Below are 24734 nucleotides of genomic sequence, written 5' to 3'. Positions count from 1 at the left end.
GCTACCTTTAGCCTGTCTTTAGCCCTATATAGGGCTAGCAAGCTGTTAATCTAAATAGTTTAAAATGCCTAATGCAGCATCTCGTCCTTCTGCTATAGCCGTTACAACGAGATCAGAACCTCGCACCATATCACCACCGGCAAACACTTTAGGGTTAGTGGTTTGGAAAGGGTTGTCGTCGGTTTTCTTGGCCTTAACTAATCCCCATTCGTTGGTTTCAATGCCAAAATCACTAAACCAAGCAGCAGGGCTCGCTTGGAAACCAAAGGCGATAATCAGCGCATCGGTTGCTAATACTTGCTCACTACCAGCAATGATTTCGGCGCGTTGACGTCCACTAGCATCAGCTTCACCCATTTGAGTTTCAACACATTCAATCCCGACTACTTGACCGTTTTCAGCTTTAATTGCCACTGGTTGACGATTAAATAAGAAGTTAACGCCTTCTTCACGCGCATTTTGCACTTCACGGCGAGAGCCCGGCATGTTGGCTTCGTCACGACGATAAGCACATGTCACGCTCTTCGCGCCTTGACGAATGGCTGTACGCACACAATCCATTGCAGTATCACCGCCGCCCAACACCACCACATCTTTACCTTCAAGGCTTAGATAGGGTGTAGCGTCGTCTTGAGTACCCATAATGTGATGAGTATTGCCAATAAGATACGGTAGCGCTTGAATCACGCCTTGAGCATCTTCATTGGGCAGTTTAGCTTTCATGGCCGTGTAAGTACCCATACCCAGAAAGACAGAATCGTACTCGTCTAATAGGCTTTGAAAACTCACATCCTTGCCGACAGTCACACCCATTTTGAATTGAATGCCCATGCCTTCAAGCACTGAACGGCGAGTGGCCATAACATCTTTATCAAGCTTGAAAGAAGGGATGCCATAAGTGAGTAAACCACCAATTTGTGGGTATTTATCATACACCACGGCTTGCACACCATTACGAGCCAACACATCAGCACAGCCAAGACCCGCAGGACCCGCTCCAATAATGGCAACACGCTCTTTACGTGGCGTCACATCCTTCATGTTTGGGCGCCAGCCTTGGGCAATTGCAGTATCGGTAATGTATTTTTCAACACTGCCAATGGTGACCGCACCAAAGTCGTCGTTTAAGGTACAAGCACCTTCGCATAAACGGTCTTGTGGGCATACCCGGCCACATATTTCTGGCAGAGTATTGGTTTCATGCACCAAGTCTGCCGCTTCCATAATGCGACCTTCTTCTGCTAGTTTTAACCAGTTTGGAATGTAGTTATGCAGTGGGCACTTCCATTCGCAATACGGGTTACCGCAGTCAAGACAGCGATCGGCTTGTTGTTTTACTTCTGGTTGCGTAAACGGCTGATAAATTTCAATAAATTGTGTAGCACGTTTTTTCGCTTCAAGTTTAATGGGGTCTACTCGACCCACTTCTATAAATTGAAAGTCATTGCTCATAATAATTACCCTGCCTTTACTACTAATTCCGGACTCTTCTGCTCAATTTTTAGCAGGTCAGCAACGGCAATATTCTTTGGTTTAACTAATACGAAACAATCCAACCAGTTTTCAAAATCACTTAAAATCATATGAGCATGTTCACTGCCGGTTTCAGCATAGTGAGTTTCAATCAGGCCTTTTAAGTGTTGCTGGTGGATGGTCGATTCTAATTTTTGAGTATCGACCATTTCGGTGTTTACTCGGCGATTAAAGCGACCAAACTGATCAAATACATAGGCAAATCCGCCAGTCATCCCCGCACCAAAGTTGACCCCCGTTTTGCCTAGGATAACCACGATACCACTGGTCATGTATTCGCAACCATTGTCACCCGTTCCTTCAACGACCGCGATGGCCCCTGAGTTACGCACAGCAAAACGCTCACCCGCTTGACCTGCGGCAAACAGTTTGCCGCCAGTAGCACCATACAAACAGGTGTTCCCCATAATGGCACTGCGTTCACTTTGGAACGGGCTACCAATAGGTGGGTGAATAACGATCTTACCGCCAGACATACCTTTGCCGACATAATCATTAGCATCGCCGCACAGCTTAAGTTCAAGGCCAGGGCTATTCCATACGCCAAAGCTTTGGCCTGCACTACCGCTAAAGCCAAGTTTGATTGGTTGTTTTGCGCCTGCGACACCAATTTTAGTTGCAATATAACCAGATAATGCCGCGCCAACTGAACGGTCGGTATTGTTGATTGCATATTGACCTGAATACGGTTCACCCGCATCAACTGCAGCACTGCAATCTGCAACCAATGTTTGGTTTAACTTGCCAATATCAGATGGAGGGTTAATTTCTTTCCATGTGAGTGACGAGTTTGCCTGCACTTTGGGTTTATATAAAATTGGCGCAAGGTCAAGACCACGTTGCTTGTCTGTTTGACCTTCAAGTGTATATAACCAGTCGCTTCGTCCGACTAAATCTTCGAACTGAGTTACCCCTAATGCAGCCATCCATTCACGCACTTCTTGAGCCACAAATTCAAAGTAGGTCATGACACGTTCTGGTAAGCCGTGATAATGGTTTTCGCGTAAGTTTTTATCTTGGGTTGCGACACCTGTCGCACAGTTATTAAGATGACAAATACGTAAGTATTTACACCCAAGCGCAATCATCGGCACTGTACCAAAGCCAAAGCTTTCGGCACCCAATAAGGCTGCTTTAATAACATCGGTGCCGGTTTTTAACCCGCCATCCACTTGTAGACGGATTTTATGACGTAAACCATTTTCTACTAACGACTGATGCACTTCCGCTAAACCAAGCTCCCAAGGAGAACCGGCGTATTTCACCGAGGTGATAGGGCTTGCGCCAGTGCCACCGTCGTAACCTGATATGGTGATCATATCGGCATAGGCTTTTGCAACACCGGTTGCAATGGTGCCAACACCGGGTTCTGATACTAGCTTGACCGACACTAAGGCTTTTGGATTGATTTGTTTTAAATCGAAAATCAGCTGAGCTAAATCTTCAATTGAGTAAATATCGTGGTGTGGCGGCGGTGAAATCAAGGTCACACCTGGACGAGCATGACGAAGTCCTGCGATTTCAACGCTAACTTTATGGCCAGGTAATTGCCCACCTTCACCCGGTTTTGCACCTTGAGCTACTTTAATTTGCAGCACATCAGCGTTAACTAAGTAATGCGCGGTCACGCCAAAGCGACCCGATGCAATTTGTTTGATGGCCGAGTTACGTTCGCTATTGAAACGACGTGCATCTTCGCCACCTTCACCTGAGTTTGAGCGTCCACCAAGACGGTTCATCGCAACCGCTAACGCTTCATGAGCTTCAGGGCTTAATGCACCGATACTCATGGCTGCGCTATCAAAGCGAGAGTAAAGCTTTTCAGCGCCTTCTACCGTGTCTATTTCAATGGTGTTAAGTTGACCTTTAATACCAATTAAATCACGTAAAGTGGCCACTGGGCGATCATCAACTAAGTGAGTAAACTTTTTGTACTCAGCATAGTTTTTGTCTTTTAATGATGCTTGTAAGGTATTCACTACGTCTGGATTAAAGCAGTGATATTCACCACCTTCAACGTACTTTAATAAACCACCTTGTGGTAACGGTACATGGGCTCGATAGGCGGCGGTATGGAGTATTTTCTGGTCATCGGCAATATGGTTAAAACTGACACCTTCAATACGGCTTATCACGCCTTTAAAACATAACTCAATCACATCACTGGCTAAACCCACAGCTTCAAATTGTTGGCTACAACGATATGAACCTACGGTACTAATGCCCATTTTAGACATGATTTTACGTAAGCCTTTTTCAATGCCGTAACGGAAGTTAAGCATTAAATGGGTTACATCATCGACTTGATGCAGTTTTGCCATCGCTGAAATAGATTCATAGGCGAGGTAAGGGTAGATAGCCGTGGCACCAAAACCAATTAATACCGCAAAATGATGCGGATCGCGTGCTGAAGCGGTTTCAACAATAATGTTAGTGTCGCAACGTAGGCTTTTATCGACTAATCGAGTTTGCACAGAACCCACAGCCATAGCGGCAGGGATAACTTGAGCACTTTTCGCTACTGCACGGTCAGACAATACTAACAATGTTGTGCCGCTGCGAGCTAAGCGTTCAGCTTCGTCGGTAATACGGCGAATAGCCTGCTCTAGTGTTTCATTGGCATCATAGTTTAAATCAACTGTGTTGGCGCGATAGTTAGTGCTGTCTAATCCCAGTAACTGATTAAAATCACTGAATAACAAAATCGGTGAATTGAACATCACTCGGTAAGCATTACCGGTGGTTTCGCTAAATAGATTTTGCTCGCGACCGACGCAAGTGGCTAACGACATCACGTGTTTTTCACGTAATGGATCAATAGGCGGGTTGGTTACCTGAGCAAATTTTTGACGGAAATAGTCGTATAGTGAACGCGACTTTTTCGACAATACTGCCATAGGCGTATCATCACCCATTGAACCAATGGCTTCTTCACCTTTGCTCGCAAGTACCCAAATAACTTGTTCTAATTCTTCACGGGTAAAACCAAACTGTTTTTGATATTGCAGTAATGTTTTACTATCAAAACCACTTGAACCTTGTTTGGTTGGAGCCATATCCTCAGCAGGGATCAATGTCTGACTGTTTTTAGCCATCCACTCTTTGTAAGGATGACGACGCTTTAAGTCATTATCAATTTCAAATGAATGATACAAACGACCATTCAAGGTATCGAGTACTAGTAACTCACCGGGCCCAACGCGGCCTTTTTCAATCACTTCATCGGCGGAATAATCCCAAATACCGACTTCAGACGCTAAGGTGAGGATACGATCCTTGGTTATAACGTAACGAGAAGGGCGTAGACCGTTACGATCTACCGCACAGGCAGCATGGCGACCATTGGTCATTACAATGCCTGCAGGGCCGTCCCACGGCTCCATGTGCATTGAGTTAAAATCATAAAAGGCTTTTAACTCGTCATCCATTTCAGGATTTGATTGCCATGCAGGTGGAATAAGCAAGCGCATGGCTCGATATAAATCCATCCCTCCAGATAACAACATTTCAAGCATATTGTCTAAAGAAGACGAGTCTGAACCTGTTTCGTTAACAAAAGGGGCGGCTTGTTGTAAATCTGGTAGTAAAGGCGAATTAAACTTATAGGCGCGCGCTCTTGCCCATTGGCGGTTACCGGTAATGGTATTGATTTCGCCGTTATGAGCGAGGTATCGAAACGGTTGAGCTAATGGCCACTTTGGCGATGTGTTAGTTGAAAAGCGCTGGTGGAATAAGCAAATCGCACTTTTCAAACGAATATCTGCTAGGTCGGTATAAAATGATGGCAGATCTGCTGGCATCATTAAGCCTTTATAGACAATGACTTGTCCAGAAAGGCTGGCGACATAAAAGTCTTTGTCATCGGTGATCTGTTGTTCAAGACGGCGACGAGCCATATATAGGCGACGCTCAAGATCTTTTTCCCGCCAGCCTACCGGCGCGTTGATCAATACTTGATAAATTTGTGGCAAGCTTTCCCGGCCAATCTCCCCCAAGACATCCGGATTAATCGGTACTTTACGCCAGCCAGCGACACTGAGTGTTTCTCGTTGTAGTTCTTTTTCTAAGATAAACTTCGCTTCATCAGCGCGTTGCTCATCTTGGCTGAGAAATAGCATACCTACGGCAAACTTTCGGCTTAAATGCCAATCGTTTTCTGCCGCAATAGCTTCAAAAAAATCTGTAGGCATTTGCATTAATAAACCACAGCCATCACCTGTGCGTCCGTCAGCTGCAATACCACCACGATGCTTCATTCGATCGAGACCATGAATCGCGGTACGCACAATGCGGTGACTCGCGTCGCCGTCCATTTGTGCAATCAAACCAAATCCGCAATTGTCACGCTCAAAACTGGGATGATACAAGCTCATACAAAAAACCCCCTAAACCTCTACTTGATACGACTCGGGGTAAATTTGAAGAATATCCATAGATATGCACCCGAACCATTCAAATTAAACTGAGAATGAATAAAGGTCAAACCAAAAAAATGCAACAAACTGAAATATTATTACTAAAAAATCGTTATAAGCCACCAACCTTACGTTAACGTAAACTGTGATATATCACCTATAACGTTCTGAATAAAAAGAATTTTAGAAAACATTCAAACAATTGTTTACCTTTTTGTAACAACAGCAGGGAATTATTTTTGAAATAAAAATAGTGAATTTTATTTCAAATACAGTCTTTGGGTAAAAAATTATTCTAAATGACTAAATATTCATTTTAGGTGATGTATAAATTACTTAAATTGTTTTAAACGTTTTTTGAGTTTGTGCACAACTTTAACGAGCGCTTGAATTGATAGAGCATTTATTGATTTAGCACCAAGACAGATGTTTACCGTCTGACTACACTGGCGAACTTTGGAATGATGATGAGAGTAAGTTGTGGGTTTAGATGATTACGTTAATACGTTTGGGGCACATTGCAAACATTTATATGGCCAAAGAGTAAAAAAATTAACTATTGATGGCCAATTTACCTGTCCCAATCGAGATGGCACGTTAGGGGTGGGCGGTTGTACTTTTTGTAATGTTGTTTCATTTAGTGGCGAACAAGGTAGAGAACAGCCGATTGCGATGCAGTTAACCGAAGGTAAAGTACGCGCCCAATCTGCAAAAAAATGTACTACCTCTGCGGATGTTAATTCTATTCTTACCGCTAAATACATCGCTTATTTTCAAGCTTATACCAGTACTTACGACGAGTATAAAGTGCTAAAGCAAAAGTATGATCAAGCACTTGAAGATGCCGATATTGTCGGGCTTCATATAGGCACTCGTCCTGACTGTGTACCCGATGAAGTACTTGATTTACTCGTTGAGTATCAACAAAGAGGTATTGAGGTGTGGTTGGAACTTGGCCTACAAACGGCCAATAATCACACGTTAAAACGGATTAATCGTGGTCACCAATTGTGTGAGTATCGTCAGACAGTTAAAAAGGCTCGCGCTAAAGGTATTAAGGTGTGTACCCATCTAATATTAGGGCTGCCGGGTGAAACATCTGCTGACTATTTTAATAGTTTACAAACCGTATTAGGAATTGGTGTTGACGGACTAAAACTGCACCCTTTGCATATTGTAGAAGGCAGTATTATGGCGAAACAATGGCGCTATCATCCTATGCCGCTAATGAGTCTTGAAGAGTATGCCTATGAGGCGGCAAAACTTATCCGCCACACCCCAAAAGAGATTATCTTTCACCGCGTAACCGCCTATGCCAAAAAACCAATGTTACTCGCCCCTGATTGGTGCGCATTTAGATGGGACGGACTAGTAGCCATTGTGGATGAGCTTAAAGAATACGGTGGCCAAGGCAGTGCATTAATGTTTAGCCAAAGTAAAACGGCCTAGTGTGGTGTATTTAGGCAGATATATTATGTCTCTGCTGAATATGGACAAAGTAAAGATAGCGCTAGGTTTTGTGAAGATGTATCAGACTAATCGCTATTATTAGTTATAAATTGGACGAAACATTACCAAAGTGAGTGTTTTTTAAACATTGGTAATACCAGTTGAGTAGTTATGTTGTAAAAATGTGATTTTTTACCATTAAATAGCGGCTAAATATTGGCAAGCCTTGCATAGGGTATTTTACTCGGTATCATATTTGTAATTTTATAGAGTTAGATTTTGATAGAGGTGCCTTTATGGCCACAACGCAGTTAGACTCAATATTGGATCTCAATACGCTTGAGCAATATATCAGTGCCATTGGTGCTGGAACGTTATTGAAAAGCGTAGTGTTATTCGAGCAGTTAATGCCTGAGTATGTCAGTAGCCTAGTGAAAGCTGGCGATGCAAATGATAAAGAAACGTTATGTGCAGAAGCTCATAAATTTAAAGGTGCAGCAGGATCTGTTGGCCTTAAACGCATTCAGCAATTTTCACAGTTACTACAACACGGTGAAGAAGCTAAATGGGAAACAGAACATAAAGTATGGCTTGCTGAAATCGTTGCGCATGCTGCACAAGATTTACAACAACTGAAAGTTTACTTAGAAGCGAAAGCGTAATTACGAGTAGAGTAGGCAGCATAATCAGTTTAGATTAACATCTACATTAGTGCCTACAATCGGTTTGTTGAAATGCCTCTTTATTGAAGAGGCATTTTTTATGGCCGTTTGTTCAATATTGACCATCAGTGTCTTGTTATTTTGGCTAAATTAATTCATTATTTGAATTAATATGGATAAGGGTAATCGTTTATATGAAAAATCTTCCTAGCCTCAAGAACCTTTATTATTTGGTTCATTTACATCAAGAGCAAAATTTTAATCGTGCTGCTAAGATGTGCTTTGTGAGTCAATCGACTTTATCTAGTGGTATCCAAAACCTTGAAGAACAACTGGGTTATCAGTTGATTGAACGTGATCATAAATCATTTATGTTTACCGCTATCGGTGAAGAAGTGGTTGAGCGTGCTCGAAATATTTTAACTAATGTTGATGACTTAGTTGAATTAGTGAAAAATCAAGGCGAACCGATGACCGGAGAAATTCGTTTAGGCTGTATTCCCACTATCGCGCCTTTCTTACTTAGCCGAGTCGTTAAGTTATGCCAGCAAGACTACCCCAAACTCAGTTTGTTATTAAAAGAAGACACGACCGAGCGTCTATTAGATGCCTTAGCAAAAGGTGAGTTGGATTTATTAATATTAGCGTTACCTGTCGACACCAGTGGTTTTCATAGTATGAAAGTCGGCATCGATCCGTTTAAAATGGTGATGCATAAAGAGGTATCGCAACAATTTTTGCAACCCATTGACTATCAAAAAATGCCAGACGAAAGCATCTTTTTACTCCAAGCTGAACATTGCATTACCGGTCACGCGATAACAGCATGCCAATTGGGTGATAGTGCCAAAATCAATCCATTTGCTGCAACCAGTTTGCATACCTTGGTGCAGATGGTAAACAGTAAACTAGGCACCACATTTTTACCCCAAATGGCCATTGATACCGGTATTTTAACTGATACTGATCTTGTTGCAATGGATCCGCCGGGTGAAGCTCCTTATCGTGATATTGGCTTAGTTTGGCGTAAAACTACCAGCCGTATTTCAACGTTTAGAACCTTAGGCTTAGCGATTCAACAAAAGCTGCTAGCACAATCGTTACCAGGTTAACCGCAACTTGGGATAAATGAGAGATGGGATGAATCGATAAAATGGTTTATTTCAGGTTAGTAATATCAAAGGTGCGATTTGTGTCGTTAATAAGGCTATTGAAGCGTCAATAGCCTTTTTGTTATCTGTCGCATAGCACTGTGCGTTTCAGGCATGTTTATGATTGAAATTGAGCTTAACTAAACTCAATTAACCTCAGTTTTAGGCGTTGGTCAATTTTCTTGGGGCAACACCATACACTTCAGTCGGATGTTTTTTACCTTTAAGCATGATGGGGCCTAAATCAGTCAGATCATATTGACTATTTTGTTGCTCAAGTCGATGTACCACATCTCCAGACAGCAACATTCGTTGACCGAGCGGATTACATTGGTCTTGTAGCCGTGCCAAGGTATTTAATACATCACTGAAAAAACTAATCTCTTGCTTATGTACGCCGACTACCGCAGCTACAACTTGGCCACAATGCGCCGCAGCTTTAAATTTTGGCACAAAACCATATTGCTGTTCAAAATATTGCCTTTGCCACTGCAATTGCTGGCAAAATTCGAAATAGATATTCATACAACGGTCTTGTTTAATACCTTGCTCTAATGGCCAGTGGATAAGTACGGCATCACCCATGTAACGATAAATTTCAGCTTCATTATCGGTTACTGTGTCCGCTAACATGCTAAAGCTATCTTGAATTAGGCGGCTAAAGCGATAATCACCTAAGGTTTCTGCATGAGCTGTTGATGAGACCATATCGATAAATAAGAATAATTGTTGCTCGTAACGTGGTTTGTGGTATTTGCCAAGGCCTATATTGAGCAAGACTTTAGGGCCAACCAACAGCGACATTTGTTCGATAAAAGCTAAGCTGACCCTTACCACAACAAGATAAACCACTAATGCCTGAAACGATGGGCTATAAATAATCTGCACTGTGAGCATTTGTCGTAATGTCACCATGTGGTTCTCTATGGCCCACATGTTTAAAAATTGTGTCACATACGCCAAGGTTGTTGCCCCAAGGAGCAAAAACAATCCTTTAAACACCACTGAAAATAAATAAGGTAAACGGCTGATGGCGCTAAAATCTGCAATGAGATTGGACATCCAATGCAAGCCGCCAAATACAACACCCATCATTATGGCAAGCGTGGCGAGATCGGCATTGCCAACAGCCCATTCAGGCAGTTGCGATGATTGTGAGTAGCGAAAAAAAACGAAAGAAGCCATTGCTACACACCAGGCAAAAATAGCGAACAATAATTTTTGAGTTTGACGGCGTGCTTTCACGGAGGATGTGGTTGCCCAAATGACTTAGTATATAAGGGGGGTAGTCTATAGAAAATTTGCTTACATGTGATAGTTTATTTGTGATTTAGATCAATAGAAGTGAAGAAATATGTGTACTAACGCAAAGTTTTTTCAACATTACTAGGGCTTGTTGAACTTTAGTGGCTGAAATTTGTTCGAGATAAACGGCTTGTTATTTATTTAACAAGGCGGCATAAATATTAGAGACGAAACTTCCAATTAGGCTAACGGTTTGTCACCAATTTATTCGATAAAGATTAAAAACACCCTTTAGCCGGTTCGTTTGAGCTGCATTTGTGGTTTGTTTCTGTGTGTTATCGCTTACTCATGTTGTATCACGAGATGTCGTAAGCTCTGCTTTGTAAAACATTGCCATGTACCACTGAAAAATTGATGTTAATGATCAACAGACCCTAGATAGCAAGCAATGTAACAATGGCAGATTATGAAAAGGCATTGGTTAATATCTGTTGAGTAAAATCAATTTTAAGGTAAAAGCCTCGGGGATTAGATAACTGAATGCTGCCGTCTTCGGCGATGCTTTCGGTGAGTATTTTGCTATTAGCTGCTTTTGGACGTAATTGCAGTACTTCACCATGACGAGCAGTAATTTTATCAACTTGACCTAGTGCAATTAACTCCATTATCTCTTCCCAATCTTGTTGCAACTGTCTGGCTTGTGCCGTATTCGGTTGCCACAATATGGGGGTGCCTATACGACGATCACCGACTGGGATACTACGTTCGCCTTCAATAGGAACCCATAACACTCTCTGCAATTTATGATAAACCAAACTGTTTTCCCAAGTCATACCCTGAATGTTTGTCAGCGGTGCCACTGTGACATAAGTGGTCTCAAGCGGTTTGCCTTTGCGATCAATCGGGATCGTTTTGAGTTCAACTCCTAAATGTAAAAAGTCTTGTTCAGGCTTTGATCCTGCCAGCGCGCCTAATTCAGATTCAATCAGTTGGCCTACCCAACCTTTATCTCGGCGTAAATCGGCTGGTACAATGATGTCATTATCGGCCGCAATATCAGCTAAACGAATGCCAGCCATATTGTGCGCTCTTTGCATTAATTCGCTTATATCTAATGGCGATGATTTAGCCATGGATGAGTATTTTCCTCTGGAAAAAAGAATGAATAGACGATCAAAATCAACAGGCTATGCTATCAAGTAATATTCGTCGAGAACAAGTTTAGTTAGTTATTTGCGATGTGGTTGAAAAACGACCATGTTTTAGTTGGTTAAAGTTATTTGATTGAATTCCTTTGTAATTGGTTGTTTTAAAAGTTCTTTTTAGGTTGTGGTTGTTTTTATATTATACTTGTCCCGAGTTACACTCGTTTTTCCCCTACATTTCACACATACTTATCCACAGATTTAATGGATAAGTGTAATAAAACCTGTCTTTAACTGATTAAAAACACCAAGTCAACGCAATAAAACAGCTTTTTAGCGGGTTTAATTTAAAATAAGCCTTGTTATTTGTGTATAACTTAAGTTGCTAAATGAGTGATTGGCTATCTTAATTGGTGTTGTTTGTTTTTTGTACGATAGCGGCGATTTGCTATAATGTTAATTTACAATTTTTTTTAAGTTACTAATTATATTAGAGTATATTATAATAAAAAGCAGTTTACCTTAGAAAGGGTGCAACTAAATTTTAGCCTGTTATCAAGCTTTAGCAAAGTTTCGAACAGAGATATCCACAGATTTTGTGGATAATCCACAGGGTAGCTTGGTTTAATTGTTGATAATTTTGATTTATTAACATTGTTATTCAATTATCCACAGTAAATAGAGGTTTGCCGATAGGCATGCTTTGTGAAACAATCAGACGATATAAAATTTGTTATTTTTGGAGTCCATGTGATTGATAGCGACGGCTTTCGCGCAAATGTGGGCATCATTATCTGTAATAAATTTGGACAAGTTATGTGGGCCAGACGTTTTGGTCAACATTCATGGCAGTTTCCACAAGGTGGGTTAGATGATGGCGAATCAGTAGAAGAAGCCATGTATCGCGAACTTTACGAAGAAGTGGGACTCAGACCTGAGCATGTTCAAATTTTAACATCCACTCGATCTTGGTTACGTTATCGGTTACCCAAGCGTTTGGTACGCCAAGAAAGCAAACCTGTTTGCATTGGCCAAAAACAGAAATGGTTTTTACTACAATTGAAAGGTCACGATAATACTATTAACTTGAATTCTTCTGGTCATCCTGAGTTTGATGATTGGCGTTGGGTGAGTTATTGGTATCCTGTTCGTCAGGTTGTGTCTTTTAAGCGCGACGTATATAGAAAGGTAATGAAAGAGTTCGCATCGACGACATTAGCGCTGCAAACGCGCGAGTTTAGTAAAAAACGAAGCAAACAACGGAGTTAACTGATTTCAAAGAGGATTGAAACAGTGTTAAATATGCTCAGGGATATCACTCAAGCTGTTGCCAGAGCCAGCAGCCTTGAAAGTGCATTAAATATATTAGTGTCACAAACTCGATTAGCGATGGCTACTCATTGCTGTTCTATTTATATCCTTGAACAACAACATCTAGTGTTATCCGCTACCGAAGGTTTACAACAATCTGCCGTTGGCCGAGTGAGCATGCCATTATCGCAAGGTTTAGTAGGCTTAGTTGCTGAGCGTGAAGAAGCCGTTAATCTTGCCGATGCCCGTATTCATCCTCGTTTTAAATTATTTCCCGAAGCTGAAGAAGAAGAATATCGTGCATTTTTGGCTGTGCCGATTATTTTTCAAAAACAGGTTGTGGGCGTTATTGTGGTGCAACAGCCAGAAGCCCGTCAGTTCAGTGAAAGTGAAGAAGCATTTTTAATGACCTTAGCCGCTCAGTTGGCGGTGGTTGTGCGCAGCTTGAAACACAAAGCGGCTGTTACTAATGTGCAACAGCAAGTGGTTTTCAGTGGTGTTAATGCATCAAGTGGTATTGCGATTGCTCATGGCCTGGTATTAGGCGGTGTTATTTCTCTGGAACAACCCGAGGTCAGCTGCTTCGATATAGATGTTGAAATTCAGCGCTTAAAGTTGGCCATGCAGCGTTGTAAAGACATGTTGTCGTCTATATCGCAACGTTTTGAGCGTGAAAAGTCTGCTGATGTGGCCTCTATCTTTACCGCATTTCAATTATTGCTAGACGACTCTAGCCTTGGTGGTGAATATGCCCGTGAAGTCGCTTTAGGCTGGCAGGCTGAGTCTGCGGTAAGCCGAGTGTCATTGCGCTATATCAAACAGTTTTTAGAAATGGAAGATCCATATCTAAAAGAGCGCGCCAGTGATATTCGTGAGCTTGGGCAAAAACTACTTCGACAGCTTATTGAACCGGGTCGGTTAGAGTTAGAGCCAGATAAACCGGTTATTTTAGTCGCTAAAGAAGTGGATGCCACTTTATTGGCTGAGTTTCCACGGCAAAAGCTCGCTGGTATTGTCACTGAGCGTGGTGGGGTTAATGCTCATGCGGCTATTTTAGCGCGAGCCCTGGGTGTACCTGCCATTGTTGGCGTTGATGATGTGTTATCAATCGACATCGATCAAAAACTATTAGTCCTCAATGCGAATCGTGGCCAGCTATTGGTATCGCCATCGCCAGCAGTGATTGAAGAGTACCAATTACTGATTGATGCCGATGTTGAAAAGCAAAAGCAATTTTCTGCCGAATTAAACCTACCATCAGTGACTACAGATGGTCAGCGGATCCATTTGTATTTAAATGCAGGTTTATTGAGTGGTATCGCTTCTGAAATTGCTGAATGCGCAGATGGTATTGGGCTGTATCGAACTGAAATTCCCTTTATGCTCCATCAACGCTTTCCGAGCGAAAGTGAACAAATCAATGTATATCGTCAGGTATTGAGTGCCGCTGGTGATAGACCTGTTGTCATGCGTACATTGGATGTTGGCGGCGACAAACCGTTACCGTATTTTCCAATTAAAGAAGACAATCCGTTTTTAGGTTGGCGTGGCATTCGTTTATCGCTTGATCATCCTGAGTTGTTTTTAGTGCAATTGCGCGCGATGCTGCAAGCTGCTGGAAACGGCAATCAATTACAAATATTACTACCAATGGTGAGTAATCTGGATGAGATAGATCAAACATTAAAATATTTAGAGCAAGCGTTTACCGAACTAAGCCAAGAACTAAAGACTATTTTAGTGAGGCCGAAGGTCGGCGTTATGCTTGAAGTTCCTGCATTGTTGTATCAATTGCAAGATGTGGCAAAACGGGTCGATTTCGTGTCGGTGGGCAGTAACGATTTAACGCAATATTTACTGGCCGTCGATCGTAATAATCCGAGTGTGAGTTCGTTATTTGATAGTTATCATCCAGGTATTCTTAGGGCACTTAAACGAGCTGTCGATGAGTGTAAATTGTATGATTTAGATGTGAGTGTTTGTGGTGAACTTGCGGGTGAACCTTATGGTGCACTGCTTTTAGTCGCAATGGGCTATAACAAACTTAGTATGAACCAAGGCAGCTTAGCCAGAATCAATTTTTTACTCAGGCGTGTATCAAAGCAAGAGCTCACTGAGTTATTAGGATCTATTTTACAACAGTCAAATGGAAACCAGGTTCGCGGCTTGTTAGCCAGTTTCTTGCGAAAACATAACCTTTTAGATTTAATCAACATCGATTAGCAGTACGATTGAATCTGCTTCGGAAAACCTTAAATGATTTTCCTAGTGGTTCGTAACATAATCAAGCGTCATTTTAAGGATGTCATCGTGGATAGTTTACTGCAGGTATTTTTAATTTGCCTTGTTTTAGGTTCTGTCGTGGGTTTTTTGGCTGGGCTGTTAGGTATTGGTGGTGGGTTAATTATCGTACCTGCGCTATTGTATATTTTACCTTCAGTAGGTATCAGTTCAACCCAAATTACTCATGTCGCTATCGCTACGTCACTGGCATCGATTATTTTAACGTCTATGTCATCAGCCACCGCGCATCACAAACGTGGAAATATACCTTGGGAGCTATTTAAGCCTATATTTCCGGGTATTGTAATAGGGTCGTTAGCATCAGCTTTTGTGTCTGAGCAAATTGCATCAGATGATTTGCAACAGGCTTTTGCTATTTTTGTGGTGTTAATGGCTGTACAAATGGCATTTCCGTTTAAAGTCAAAACGGGTGGCAGTATGCCAAATTTTGCCGTGTTACTGGTGATATCGACAGCGATAGCGTTAATTGCTGGTTTAATGGGCATTGGTGGCGGGGTTCTGCTGGTGCCATTTTTAAGTTATTGCGGTTTGCAAATGCGTCAAGCTGTTGGGTTTTCGTCGGCAACCGGGATGCTTATCGCAGTATCCGGTACCATTGGTTATATTATCGCAGGTTTCGATGTACCTAATTTACCCGAAGGCTCGGTCGGGTTTATTTATTTGCCGGCATTAATCGGCATTATCATTAGTTCCATGTTGTGTGCGCCTATTGGCGTAAAAGCGGCGAGTTCTTGGCCGACACCAGTATTGAAAAAAATATTTGCTTGTTTGCTTGTTGTGGTAGGGCTAAAACTACTATTAAGTTAATTCTAAATTGTTCTAAATGATTACAAAAACGCCTTTGTTCAAGTAGTTGAACAAAGGCGTTTTTAGTTAACCTAACAGCTATTACACTGCGAAAGGATACTTAATCGCATCGTGATGTTGATAGTCTTCAACGCTAAAGTCATCCAAGGTTACCCAGGTTTCGATGTCTTTTAGGGTTTTAATCTTTGGATTGATGATTAACTTAGGCGATGCAAAGGGTTCACGCGCGAGCTGAACATCTCGCATTGGTTCGAGTTGATCTTCGTAAATATGAGCATTGACTATCTTATGGTATGCCTTACCCGGTTTATGGCCAGTAATCTGAGCCATTAACGCAAGCAATACATATACTTGTACCATATTAAAGTTTAACCCTAATGGGACATCACAACTGCGTTGTGTGCTGTTAAGGTATAAAGTATCACCGAGTAATGAAAAATGGTGCTCGTACATACATGGTCGTAAGCAGCCTAAGTCAAATGCGCCAGGGTGCAAGAAGGTTAAAATTTCACCACGATTATCTATACCATTACTGAGATCATCGACGATTTGTTGCAGTAAATCGACATGACCACCATCAGGCTTTGGAAATGCACGCCCTAACGCTCCGTATATCAGTCCCATATCATCGGGCCCTTTACGGTTTGGGTTATCTAGCCATGCTTGGTTTTCATTGGCGTTAGCGTCCCATGTTTTAGTGCCTAATGCCCTAAAATCGGCCGCATTTTGGTAGCCACGTAAATAACCGAGGATCTCCGCTATGGCAGACTTCCAGAAGCTTTTACGTGTGGTCACCAAAGGGAATTGATTGTTACCAACATCATAAACTAAGTCGGCATTAATGACAGTTAGGCACTTTTTGTTTGTTCGTGCATTATTAACCCATTCGCCTTCTTCGACAATGCGTTTACACAGGTCTAAATACTGTTTCATTGGTCCCAATTCCTTTGTTGCTTTTATCGATTATACCTAATCAAGGCCGGCAAATCATTGCCAAATGAAATGCAGGTTCAATTAATTATTTTTACTTTTAGAGCTAACTTTACGATCGACACCTCGGTTAAGCCGAGTTAACATCAAGAAACAATCGATTATTATTGTTTGAACATATCAGATAGACTGATCCCATTGTTTTTTTAGGAGTGTTATATGGAACGAGCAATTAAGAACTTCTTAAGCCAAGAGTCTGCGGGTGGCATTTTATTAATCGTTGCCGTCGCATTGGCGATGATTTTAGCCAATTCACCGTTAGCGGGTGTATATCAAGATTTCTTAGGCACCGAAGTGCAGCTTAGAGTAGGTGATCTTGATATCGATAAGCCGCTTTTACTGTGGATCAATGATGGCTTGATGGCATTATTCTTTTTATTAATCGGTTTAGAAGTAAAGCGTGAATTACTTGAAGGTGCGCTATCGAGCGTAGCTAAGGCATCATTGCCCAGCTTTGCTGCGATTGGTGGCATGGTGTTTCCGGCATTATTTTACTTAGCATTTAATTACTCAAACCCAGAAACTCAGATCGGATGGGCTATTCCTGCTGCTACTGATATCGCCTTTGCGCTAGGTATTATGGCACTGCTCGGTAGTCGTGTGCCCGTGGCGTTAAAAGTGTTTTTGTTAGCACTGGCAATTATTGACGATCTAGGAGTCATTGTTATTATTGCTCTGTTTTACAGCACTGATTTATCAATGCTTAGTTTGGTTATTGCCGCGGTATCGATCGTGCTGATGGTCGCACTGAACAGGAAAGGAGTCAGTTCAATTCTGCCTTACGGTTTACTCGGTTTTATTCTTTGGGTTGCAGTATTGAAGTCTGGAGTACATGCGACATTGGCCGGAGTGATTATTGCATTTTGTATTCCACTTAGAGCAAAAGATGGTTCCTCGCCATCTGAGCATTTAGAGCATAAGTTGCACCCTTGGAGCACCTTTATGATCCTGCCGGTATTTGCTTTTGCCAACGCTGGTCTGTCATTAACTAATATGTCATTTGATACATTTGCTGAACCTATCACCCTAGGTATCATCATGGGTCTGTTGTTGGGTAAGCCGATCGGGGTGCTGTTATTTAGTTATTTAGCAGTAAAACTTAAGTTAGCTGAACTACCACCAGGTATTGGTTGGAGGCATATCATACCGGTTGCTGTTATGTGTGGTATCGGCTTTACCATGTCGGTGTTTATTGCTTCGTTAGCATTTGAGAACTCACCCGCTGCATTTGGTGATTATGCAAGACTAGGTATTTTAACAGGATCGTTATTTGCGGCTGTGATTGGCTACTTTTGGTTGGCCAAGGTACTGCCTGAAAATGGAGTAAAATCATGAAATTGAATAAATTAACCTTTGGAATACTACTGACCAGTTTTGTTATTCCTGTATCGGCTGAATCATTTAATGTTTGCTTAGAATCATCTGATTCACCGACTTGCCAAAGTTATCTAGAAGGTGTGGTAGATGGTGCACTAATGTATCGTGATGATTTGGCAAAGAAAAGAATAGATCCTAACGATTACGAGTCAAGAGCACTAAAATACCGAGCAGGTAAACGTTATCAATCGGCGAATTTGAATTATTGCGCTAGTCATATACCGGTGAAATCTGAAATTGTATCAGCACTCACAGAGCAGGTGTCGTTGAACAATGTCAATAACAGTGATGAGCTTGAGTCAGTGATCACTAGTTTGATGGATTGCCGACGGAGTCAGTAACTACGTCTTTACTTAACGCAGCCATTTGGCTGCGTTTTTTTATGACTAATCTTGGCTAATCAATATGGTGAACTATCTATGGTGAACTAATATTGTCGTTGATTGGTATAGATTAATGAGCAATAGAAGTAGCGGTTTATTTGCTATAGTAGTGTGAGTAAATTTTGTTAGGTTAATGATTGATATGCAGCATTTAAATTATAACCATTTATATTATTTTTGGATGGTACAAAAAAAAGGCTCAGTGACTAAAGCGGCTGAAGCATTGTGTTTGGCCCCGCAAACCATAACGGGGCAAATTCGTGCATTAGAAGAGCGATTAAAAGGCACGTTATTTAAGCGTGTCGGTCGTAACTTAGTTGCTACAGAGTTGGGCGAATTAGTATTTCGTTATGCCGATAAAATGTTTAGCTTGAGCTATGAAATGCTCGATATACTTAATTATCAAAAAGATGATTCACTGCTGTTTGAGGTAGGTATTGCCGATGCTTTATCTAAAGCTTTAGTGAGTAGAGTGTTGTTAACTGTTATTCCAGATGATGGTTCGGTTCATTTGGCGTGTTATGAATCAACCCACGATAGCCTTATTGAGCGTTTACGTGAGCATAAGCTTGACATGATTTTATCTGATTGCGCTGGCGGCTCGTTAAAATTCCCTGAAATTTTATCGAAAAAGCTTGGTGAATGTGGTGTCAGTTTCTTCTCGGCTGAAGCGATTCCAGTCCCTTTTCCTGCCTGTCTTGAGCAGCGTAAATTACTCATACCGGGTAAGCGGACATCATTAGGACAACAGTTACACGGTTGGTTTGCTGAAAAAAGTCTTAATGTTAGTATCTTGGGTGAATTTGACGATGCCGAAATGATGAAAGCATTCGGCTATTTTAATCAGGGAATTTTTGTCGCACCGTCTATTTATCGTCATGATATACTCTCTCAAGGTATGGTGTTACTTGGTGAAACCACCGATATTAAAGAAGAGTACCATGTGATGTTCGCTGAGCGAATGATCCAACATCCGGCGGTAAAATCATTACTGGCAACGGATTTTAGTGATTTATTTGCAGGACGAGATCTACAAGTACAAGATTTTGAAAACCGTATAAGCTAGCTTGTGATATAGACATCAGGAGATTTGTGTTGGAATTAATGAATATAGCTCGTGTACGCTGGGCATGCCGTCGCGGAATGTTAGAATTAGATATATTGTTTCAACCCTTTGTCGAAGCCCAATACGAAGCCATGAGCGATGATGATAAAAACACTTTTATTCGTTTATTGGAGTGTGAAGATCCGGAGTTATTTGCTTGGTTTATGGGCCATGAACAATGTTCAGATCCATTGTTCGCCAATATGATAGTCAAAGTCCGTGGAAGAGCAGCACCTTAACCCGCCTGTTGATGTATTGGTCAGTACTAGCACTCATATGCAACAATTTGCATTGAGTGCTTCATTTTTGCAGCGTGGTGCCTTAGTGGTATCGTTTGCTGTTGTATTAACGAGCTTTTTAGCTTGGCCTTATTATCCTTCCTTGATATACCACGCCATTCAAATGTTGTTATTCGTTACCATTATCTTCATTTTTTTTTACAGCTGGCGCAGAGTATCTAGTTGGCGTTGTTTGCTTACTTTAGGTGACAAGGGGGCTGGTACATTATTGCAAGGTGAAAATGGAAGTCTCAATAAAATAACACTCACTAAAAAACCGTTTATTAGTCCATTAATGTGCATTATTTATTTACAACATCTTCAAACGGGCGAGAACAGAGTATTGCTGGTATGGAGTGATATGTTAGACGACACAGCATATCGTAATCTGTGTCGTCTATTATTAAGCCATTAATGATGTGAAGTTGAGTGACGTTGACAGCGTTTAACTGCTCGGTTGTAAAATGGTTGGTTTAGGATTGTCGATTTGTTCAGGATAATCAATATTATAATGAAGGCCTCGACTTTCTTTACGTTCCATTGCACATCGAATAATTAATTCTGCAACTTGCACCAAATTACGCAGCTCTAATAAATTGTTACTGACACGGAAGTTTGAATAGTACTCTTCAATCTCTTGTTGAAGCATCAAACATCTTCGTAGTGCTCGTTCTAATCGTTTATCTGTTCTGACAATACCGACGTAATCCCACATAAATAGGCGCAGTTCGTGCCAATTATGGGCAATAACGACTTCTTCATCAGAGTTAGTTACTTTGCTCTCGTCCCATAAAGGTATTGGGCAAGGCATCGGTATTTTATGCAACAAACCTTCAATATCTTGTGAGGCCGCACGGGCAAAGACTAAACACTCCAGTAGTGAATTGCTCGCCAGTCTATTAGCGCCATGTAAGCCTGTGTAAGCCACTTCGCCAATAGCATATAAGCCATTAATATCGGTTTGACCATGAAGGTCAGTCATCACACCACCACATGTATAGTGTGCCGCTGGAACCGCTGGAATTGGGTCTTTGGTGATATCAATACCCAATTCAAGACAACGTTGATAAATGGTTGGAAAGTGTTTAATGATAAAGTCAGCAGGTTTATGGCTGATATCTAAATACACACAATCAACACCTAAACGTTTCATTTCATAATCAATGGCGCGAGCAACAATATCGCGAGGAGCGAGTTCAGCTCTTTCGTCGAAATCGGGCATAAAACGGCTGCCATCAGGACGACGTAAATAAGCTCCTTCACCGCGTAATGCTTCCGTTAATAAGAAGTTTCTGGCATTAGGGTGAAATAAACACGTTGGATGGAATTGATTAAATTCCATATTGGCAATTCGACAACCTGCGCGCCATGCCATTGCAATACCATCGCCACTGGCAATATCAGGATTCGAGGTGTATTGGTACACTTTTGAGCTGCCGCCAGTTGCTAACGCAACAAATTTGGCTCTGACGGTTTCTACATGTTCCTCATCGCGATTCCACACATAAGCACCAAGCACGCGGTTACCCGGTCGATGCAATTTACGCGTGGTGATTAAATCAATCGCATTGTAACGTTCAAGCACTTGTATGTTTGGGTGAGCGATTGCACGTTCTTGTAATGTAGTTTGTACCGCTTTACCGGTAGCATCGGCAGAATGCAGAATACGACGATGGCTATGTCCACCTTCACGGGTTAGGTGGTAGGGGGCTGTACTATTATCGACTCCAGCTAAGGTTTCTTCTTTATCAAATGCCACGCCACAATTAATTAACCATTGCATTGCACTTTTGGCATTTTCTGCGGTGTAGGTCACAACTGATTTATCGCATAATCCGGCGCCAGCGATTAAGGTATCGTTGACGTGGGACTCAATTGTGTCGCCTTCATCGAAAACAGAGGCGATTCCACCTTGAGCGTATAATGTTGACCCTTCTGATAATGGGCCTTTAGAAAGAAGAATTACTTTTGATTTTTCAGCAAGATGTAGTGCTAAAGTTAGTCCTGCAGCACCGCTGCCGATGACCAAAATGTCAGATTGGTGTTCAACTGCTTGTTTCATCAGGTATCATGGTGTGGCTATGTGGTTTGATCATAGTAAATCAAATTACTACGACAGGGTACTTTTACAGCGTATTTTATTGTGATTTTGCTTAGATATTTTGTTTATATGTAAAATAAATTAATTTTTTTTAATTCAATATCGAACTTTCTTCATATCAGTAGGTCTACTTATATGAACAGGATTCGAGCGACTGAGAAATCAGTATTACAGATTTAGGAGTAGTCGGCTCGGATGAGTGGACAATATAGTGATCAACAATTAGTTGAGCGAGTACAGCAAGGCGATAAAAATGCATTTAACCTGTTAGTGCTGAAGTATCAAAATAAAGTGATGAGTTTGATTTCTAGGTATGTACGCAATCAAGCGGATGTAGCGGATGTGACACAAGAAGCCTTTATTAAAGCGTATAGAGCGTTAGCAAATTTTCGTGGTGAAAGTGCATTTTATACTTGGTTGTATCGTATTGCGGTAAACACCGCAAAAAACCATCTTACATCGCAAGGGCGCAGAGCACCTGCAAACGATGTTGATATAGAAGATGCAGAATATTATGAAGGCAGTGATGCGTTAAAAGAGTTTGCATCACCAGAGCGATTATTGATGAAAGATCAAATGAGTAAAGTGATTTTTGATACGCTTGACACTCTGCCTGAAGAGTTAAAAATGGCAATATCGCTCAGAGAGCTAGAAGGAATGAGTTATGAAGATATTGCTAATATAATGGATTGCCCTGTTGGCACGGTAAGATCGCGTATCTTTCGTGCTCGAGAAGCAATCGACAAACAGCTCCAGCCTTTGCTGGAAAAGTAACAGCCTTAACCTTAGATAGGTGAATAATGCTTAAATCAAGTCAAGAGTGGGTATCTGCAGCAGTTGATGGTGAAGCCGATGATAAAACATTGGCGCAGCTTTCTGCCGACGTTGATTCACATGATGAATGGCAACGCTATCACATGATAGGCGATGCAATGCGCGGCGAGTTGCCGACAGCCATTGACTTAGACCTTTTTGCTAGCATCACTGCAGCAATTGAGCTTGAACCGACAATTATTATGCCTCAAGTCAAGCAAAGTGAATTAGTCGAGCCAATTAGCACTCCACAGCAAGTTGCAGTGGGTTCAAACGTGGTGCCATTTTTCAAACAGTTTGGCCAATATGCTATTGCAGCAACAGTTGCTATGGTGGCCATTGTTGGGGTGCAAAATTATAACCAAACCAGTGATGCAGAGTCACCGTTACCGGTATTAATGACTCGTCCTTTAGTGGGGAGTGTGTCACCGGTAAGCTATCAGACTGGTGCGGTACAAAATCAACAAAGCTATTCTAATGAGCAAGTTATAGAACAGCGTCGCCGTATTAATGCTTATATCCAAGATCACATGTTACAACAACGCTTGAATCCAGGTGTTGCTGTTGATGATAATAGCGTGCAAGATGCCGCGGTAAATCCATAATCCGCCGGCAGAACCTTGTCTTACCATGTTAGGAGTTAGCTTGCGCCTTATCCTGCTAGCACTGTTAGTGTTAACCTTTCCAACACACGCTGAAGAAGATTTATCTGCTAAAGCTTGGCTTAAGAATATGAGCCAAGCAATGCACGATAAACAATACAAAACCTCTATTATTCAGCTACAAGCCGACCATATCCGTCCGCTTGTTTACATTCATGGCATTGTCGATAATAAAGAAGTCGCTTTACTTGAATACCTTAATGGTCCGCCGAAAAATGCAGTGCGAGTGGGTAATACGGTTACGTTTATAGAACATGACCAACCGGCTTACAGTGTGGTAGCGCCTCGTATTCAGGGAATTTGGCCAGCAGCTTTAGCGGGAGATTTAAGCCAGCTTGAAAAAGGCTATCAATTTGTTATTGGTGGTCGAGGGCGTATTGCTGGACGTCCTGGACAAATGATCCGTTTACTCGCCAATGATGACAATCGTTATGATGCTCAAGTGTGGATTGATATGGACACTTATTTGCCATTACGTTTTGACTCCCTCAATAAAGAAAAACAATTACTTGAACAAACCATGGTCATTGAGCTGATTGAGTTAACCGAACCTGCGAACATTTTAATTGAAGCCGCAAAGCAAGAGTGGCCAGCAGTGATGAACCAAGCGGAACGCACGGATGGTAAAAACTGGCAATTTACTTGGTTACCAGAAGGATTTGATGTGGTTGTTCGCGATCATCATCGTTTGATAGGTATTCACGAGCCGGTTGAATATGTGGCGTTAACGGATGGATTAGCCAATATTTCTGTTTATGTCGCGCGAGCGGGAGAAAATCCGATGCCCAATGAGCTGCTTATTCGTAATGGTTTATCTATGGTAGTTGTTAAAGTGGGTACGCTTGAGGTTGTAGCTATCGGTAAGGTGCCTTCTGAAACGTTAGACAGGATAGCCAATAGTTTAGTATTAAAATAAACAATGCTCGTTAACAAGCAAGCCGTGACAACAATATTTTGTGTCACGGCTTTCGTGTTTCTAGTGGCAAATTAGAAATGATATAGC

At 41.7% G+C, this 24734-nt stretch carries 20 protein-coding genes; 14 read left to right on the top strand and 6 right to left on the bottom strand.

Annotated elements, in window-relative coordinates:
• Positions 1 to 45: 45 nt before the first annotated feature.
• Both GUY17_RS15785 and gltB read right to left on the bottom strand, forming a co-directional pair.
• Entirely contained in the window at positions 46 to 1452 is a 1407-nt protein-coding gene (locus tag GUY17_RS15785) for an FAD-dependent oxidoreductase (RefSeq protein WP_162023696.1), read from the bottom strand.
• Positions 1453 to 1457: 5 nt separating this feature from the next.
• Positions 1458 to 5906 (bottom strand): glutamate synthase large subunit, encoded by a 4449-nt coding sequence (gltB, locus tag GUY17_RS15780; RefSeq protein WP_162023695.1) that lies wholly within the window; start codon positions 5904 to 5906, stop codon positions 1458 to 1460.
• Between the two features lie 522 nt (positions 5907 to 6428).
• On the opposite strand from gltB, the gene GUY17_RS15775 reads away from it, so the two are divergent.
• The 3 genes from GUY17_RS15775 to oxyR all read left to right on the top strand — a co-directional run bounded on the left by GUY17_RS15775 (position 6429) and on the right by oxyR (position 9171).
• Positions 6429 to 7397: a TIGR01212 family radical SAM protein gene (locus GUY17_RS15775; RefSeq protein ID WP_162023694.1), complete on the top strand. Its 969-nt coding sequence runs from the start codon at positions 6429 to 6431 to the stop codon at positions 7395 to 7397.
• Positions 7398 to 7693: 296 nt separating this feature from the next.
• Entirely contained in the window at positions 7694 to 8059 is a 366-nt protein-coding gene (locus GUY17_RS15770) for an Hpt domain-containing protein (RefSeq protein ID WP_101088857.1), read from the top strand.
• A gap of 194 nt (positions 8060 to 8253) precedes the next feature.
• A complete protein-coding gene (gene oxyR / locus GUY17_RS15765) occupies positions 8254 to 9171 on the top strand; it encodes a hydrogen peroxide-inducible genes transcriptional activator OxyR (RefSeq protein WP_162023693.1) in 918 nt (305 codons plus the stop codon).
• A gap of 201 nt (positions 9172 to 9372) precedes the next feature.
• Here the strand turns inward: oxyR and GUY17_RS15760 are convergent, their stop codons facing one another.
• The gene (locus GUY17_RS15760) at positions 9373 to 10395 is read right to left on the bottom strand and encodes an adenylate/guanylate cyclase domain-containing protein (protein WP_174839649.1); all 1023 of its coding nucleotides are present in this window, start codon (positions 10393 to 10395) and stop codon (positions 9373 to 9375) included.
• A gap of 524 nt (positions 10396 to 10919) precedes the next feature.
• Complete coding sequence (gene mutH / locus GUY17_RS15755) at positions 10920 to 11588, bottom strand: DNA mismatch repair endonuclease MutH (protein WP_162023691.1); 669 nt, start codon at positions 11586 to 11588, stop codon at positions 10920 to 10922.
• 762 nt (positions 11589 to 12350) lie between these two features.
• On the opposite strand from mutH, the gene rppH reads away from it, so the two are divergent.
• From rppH to GUY17_RS15740, 3 genes are all read left to right on the top strand, one after another.
• Complete coding sequence (rppH, locus tag GUY17_RS15750; RefSeq protein ID WP_011638393.1) at positions 12351 to 12869, top strand: RNA pyrophosphohydrolase; 519 nt, start codon at positions 12351 to 12353, stop codon at positions 12867 to 12869.
• A 24-nt stretch (positions 12870 to 12893) separates the two neighbouring features.
• Positions 12894 to 15134, top strand: coding sequence for a phosphoenolpyruvate--protein phosphotransferase (ptsP, locus tag GUY17_RS15745; RefSeq protein ID WP_162023690.1), 2241 nt, complete (start codon positions 12894 to 12896; stop codon positions 15132 to 15134).
• A gap of 87 nt (positions 15135 to 15221) precedes the next feature.
• Positions 15222 to 16022: a sulfite exporter TauE/SafE family protein gene (locus GUY17_RS15740; protein WP_101086339.1), complete on the top strand. Its 801-nt coding sequence runs from the start codon at positions 15222 to 15224 to the stop codon at positions 16020 to 16022.
• An 81-nt stretch (positions 16023 to 16103) separates the two neighbouring features.
• On the opposite strand, the gene GUY17_RS15735 is transcribed toward GUY17_RS15740, so the two are convergent.
• On the bottom strand, positions 16104 to 16955 hold the full coding sequence (locus GUY17_RS15735; RefSeq protein ID WP_101086340.1) for a thymidylate synthase: 852 nt from the start codon (positions 16953 to 16955) through the stop codon (positions 16104 to 16106).
• Positions 16956 to 17171: 216 nt separating this feature from the next.
• Here GUY17_RS15735 and nhaA point away from each other — a divergent pair, with 216 nt between their 5' ends.
• The 5 genes from nhaA (at position 17172) to GUY17_RS15710 (ending at position 20570) form a co-directional block, all read left to right on the top strand.
• The gene (gene nhaA, locus GUY17_RS15730) at positions 17172 to 18347 is read left to right on the top strand and encodes a Na+/H+ antiporter NhaA (protein ID WP_101086341.1); all 1176 of its coding nucleotides are present in this window, start codon (positions 17172 to 17174) and stop codon (positions 18345 to 18347) included.
• Positions 18344 to 18730: a hypothetical protein gene (locus GUY17_RS15725; RefSeq protein ID WP_101086342.1), complete on the top strand. Its 387-nt coding sequence runs from the start codon at positions 18344 to 18346 to the stop codon at positions 18728 to 18730. Before nhaA ends, GUY17_RS15725 begins: the two co-directional genes overlap by 4 nt.
• 184 nt (positions 18731 to 18914) lie before the next feature.
• A complete protein-coding gene (nhaR, locus tag GUY17_RS15720; protein WP_101087191.1) occupies positions 18915 to 19838 on the top strand; it encodes a transcriptional activator NhaR in 924 nt (307 codons plus the stop codon).
• 29 nt (positions 19839 to 19867) lie between these two features.
• On the top strand, positions 19868 to 20116 hold the full coding sequence (locus GUY17_RS15715; protein WP_101086343.1) for a succinate dehydrogenase assembly factor 2: 249 nt from the start codon (positions 19868 to 19870) through the stop codon (positions 20114 to 20116).
• Positions 20097 to 20570, top strand: a complete 474-nt coding sequence (locus GUY17_RS15710; protein WP_101086344.1) for a protein YgfX — start codon at positions 20097 to 20099, stop codon at positions 20568 to 20570. The genes GUY17_RS15715 and GUY17_RS15710 overlap by 20 nt, the downstream gene beginning before the upstream one ends.
• 30 nt (positions 20571 to 20600) lie before the next feature.
• Here the strand turns inward: GUY17_RS15710 and nadB are convergent, their stop codons facing one another.
• On the bottom strand, positions 20601 to 22217 hold the full coding sequence (gene nadB, locus GUY17_RS15705; RefSeq protein WP_101086345.1) for an L-aspartate oxidase: 1617 nt from the start codon (positions 22215 to 22217) through the stop codon (positions 20601 to 20603).
• Between the two features lie 234 nt (positions 22218 to 22451).
• Between nadB and rpoE the strand changes: the two genes are divergently transcribed.
• From rpoE to GUY17_RS15690, 3 genes are read left to right on the top strand one after another with little or no spacing between them, the layout of a single operon-like run.
• Entirely contained in the window at positions 22452 to 23030 is a 579-nt protein-coding gene (gene rpoE, locus GUY17_RS15700; RefSeq protein ID WP_011638383.1) for an RNA polymerase sigma factor RpoE, read from the top strand.
• Between the two features lie 26 nt (positions 23031 to 23056).
• Positions 23057 to 23674, top strand: coding sequence for a sigma-E factor negative regulatory protein (locus GUY17_RS15695; protein WP_162023688.1), 618 nt, complete (start codon positions 23057 to 23059; stop codon positions 23672 to 23674).
• Between the two features lie 40 nt (positions 23675 to 23714).
• Positions 23715 to 24647, top strand: a complete 933-nt coding sequence (locus GUY17_RS15690) for a MucB/RseB C-terminal domain-containing protein (RefSeq protein ID WP_101086347.1) — start codon at positions 23715 to 23717, stop codon at positions 24645 to 24647.
• Positions 24648 to 24734: the final 87 nt, after the last annotated feature.

The sequence above is a fragment of the Shewanella sp. Arc9-LZ genome (assembly GCF_010092445.1).
GTDB lineage: Bacteria > Pseudomonadota > Gammaproteobacteria > Enterobacterales > Shewanellaceae > Shewanella.
This window is presented reverse-complemented; position numbering and strand designations above follow the sequence as displayed.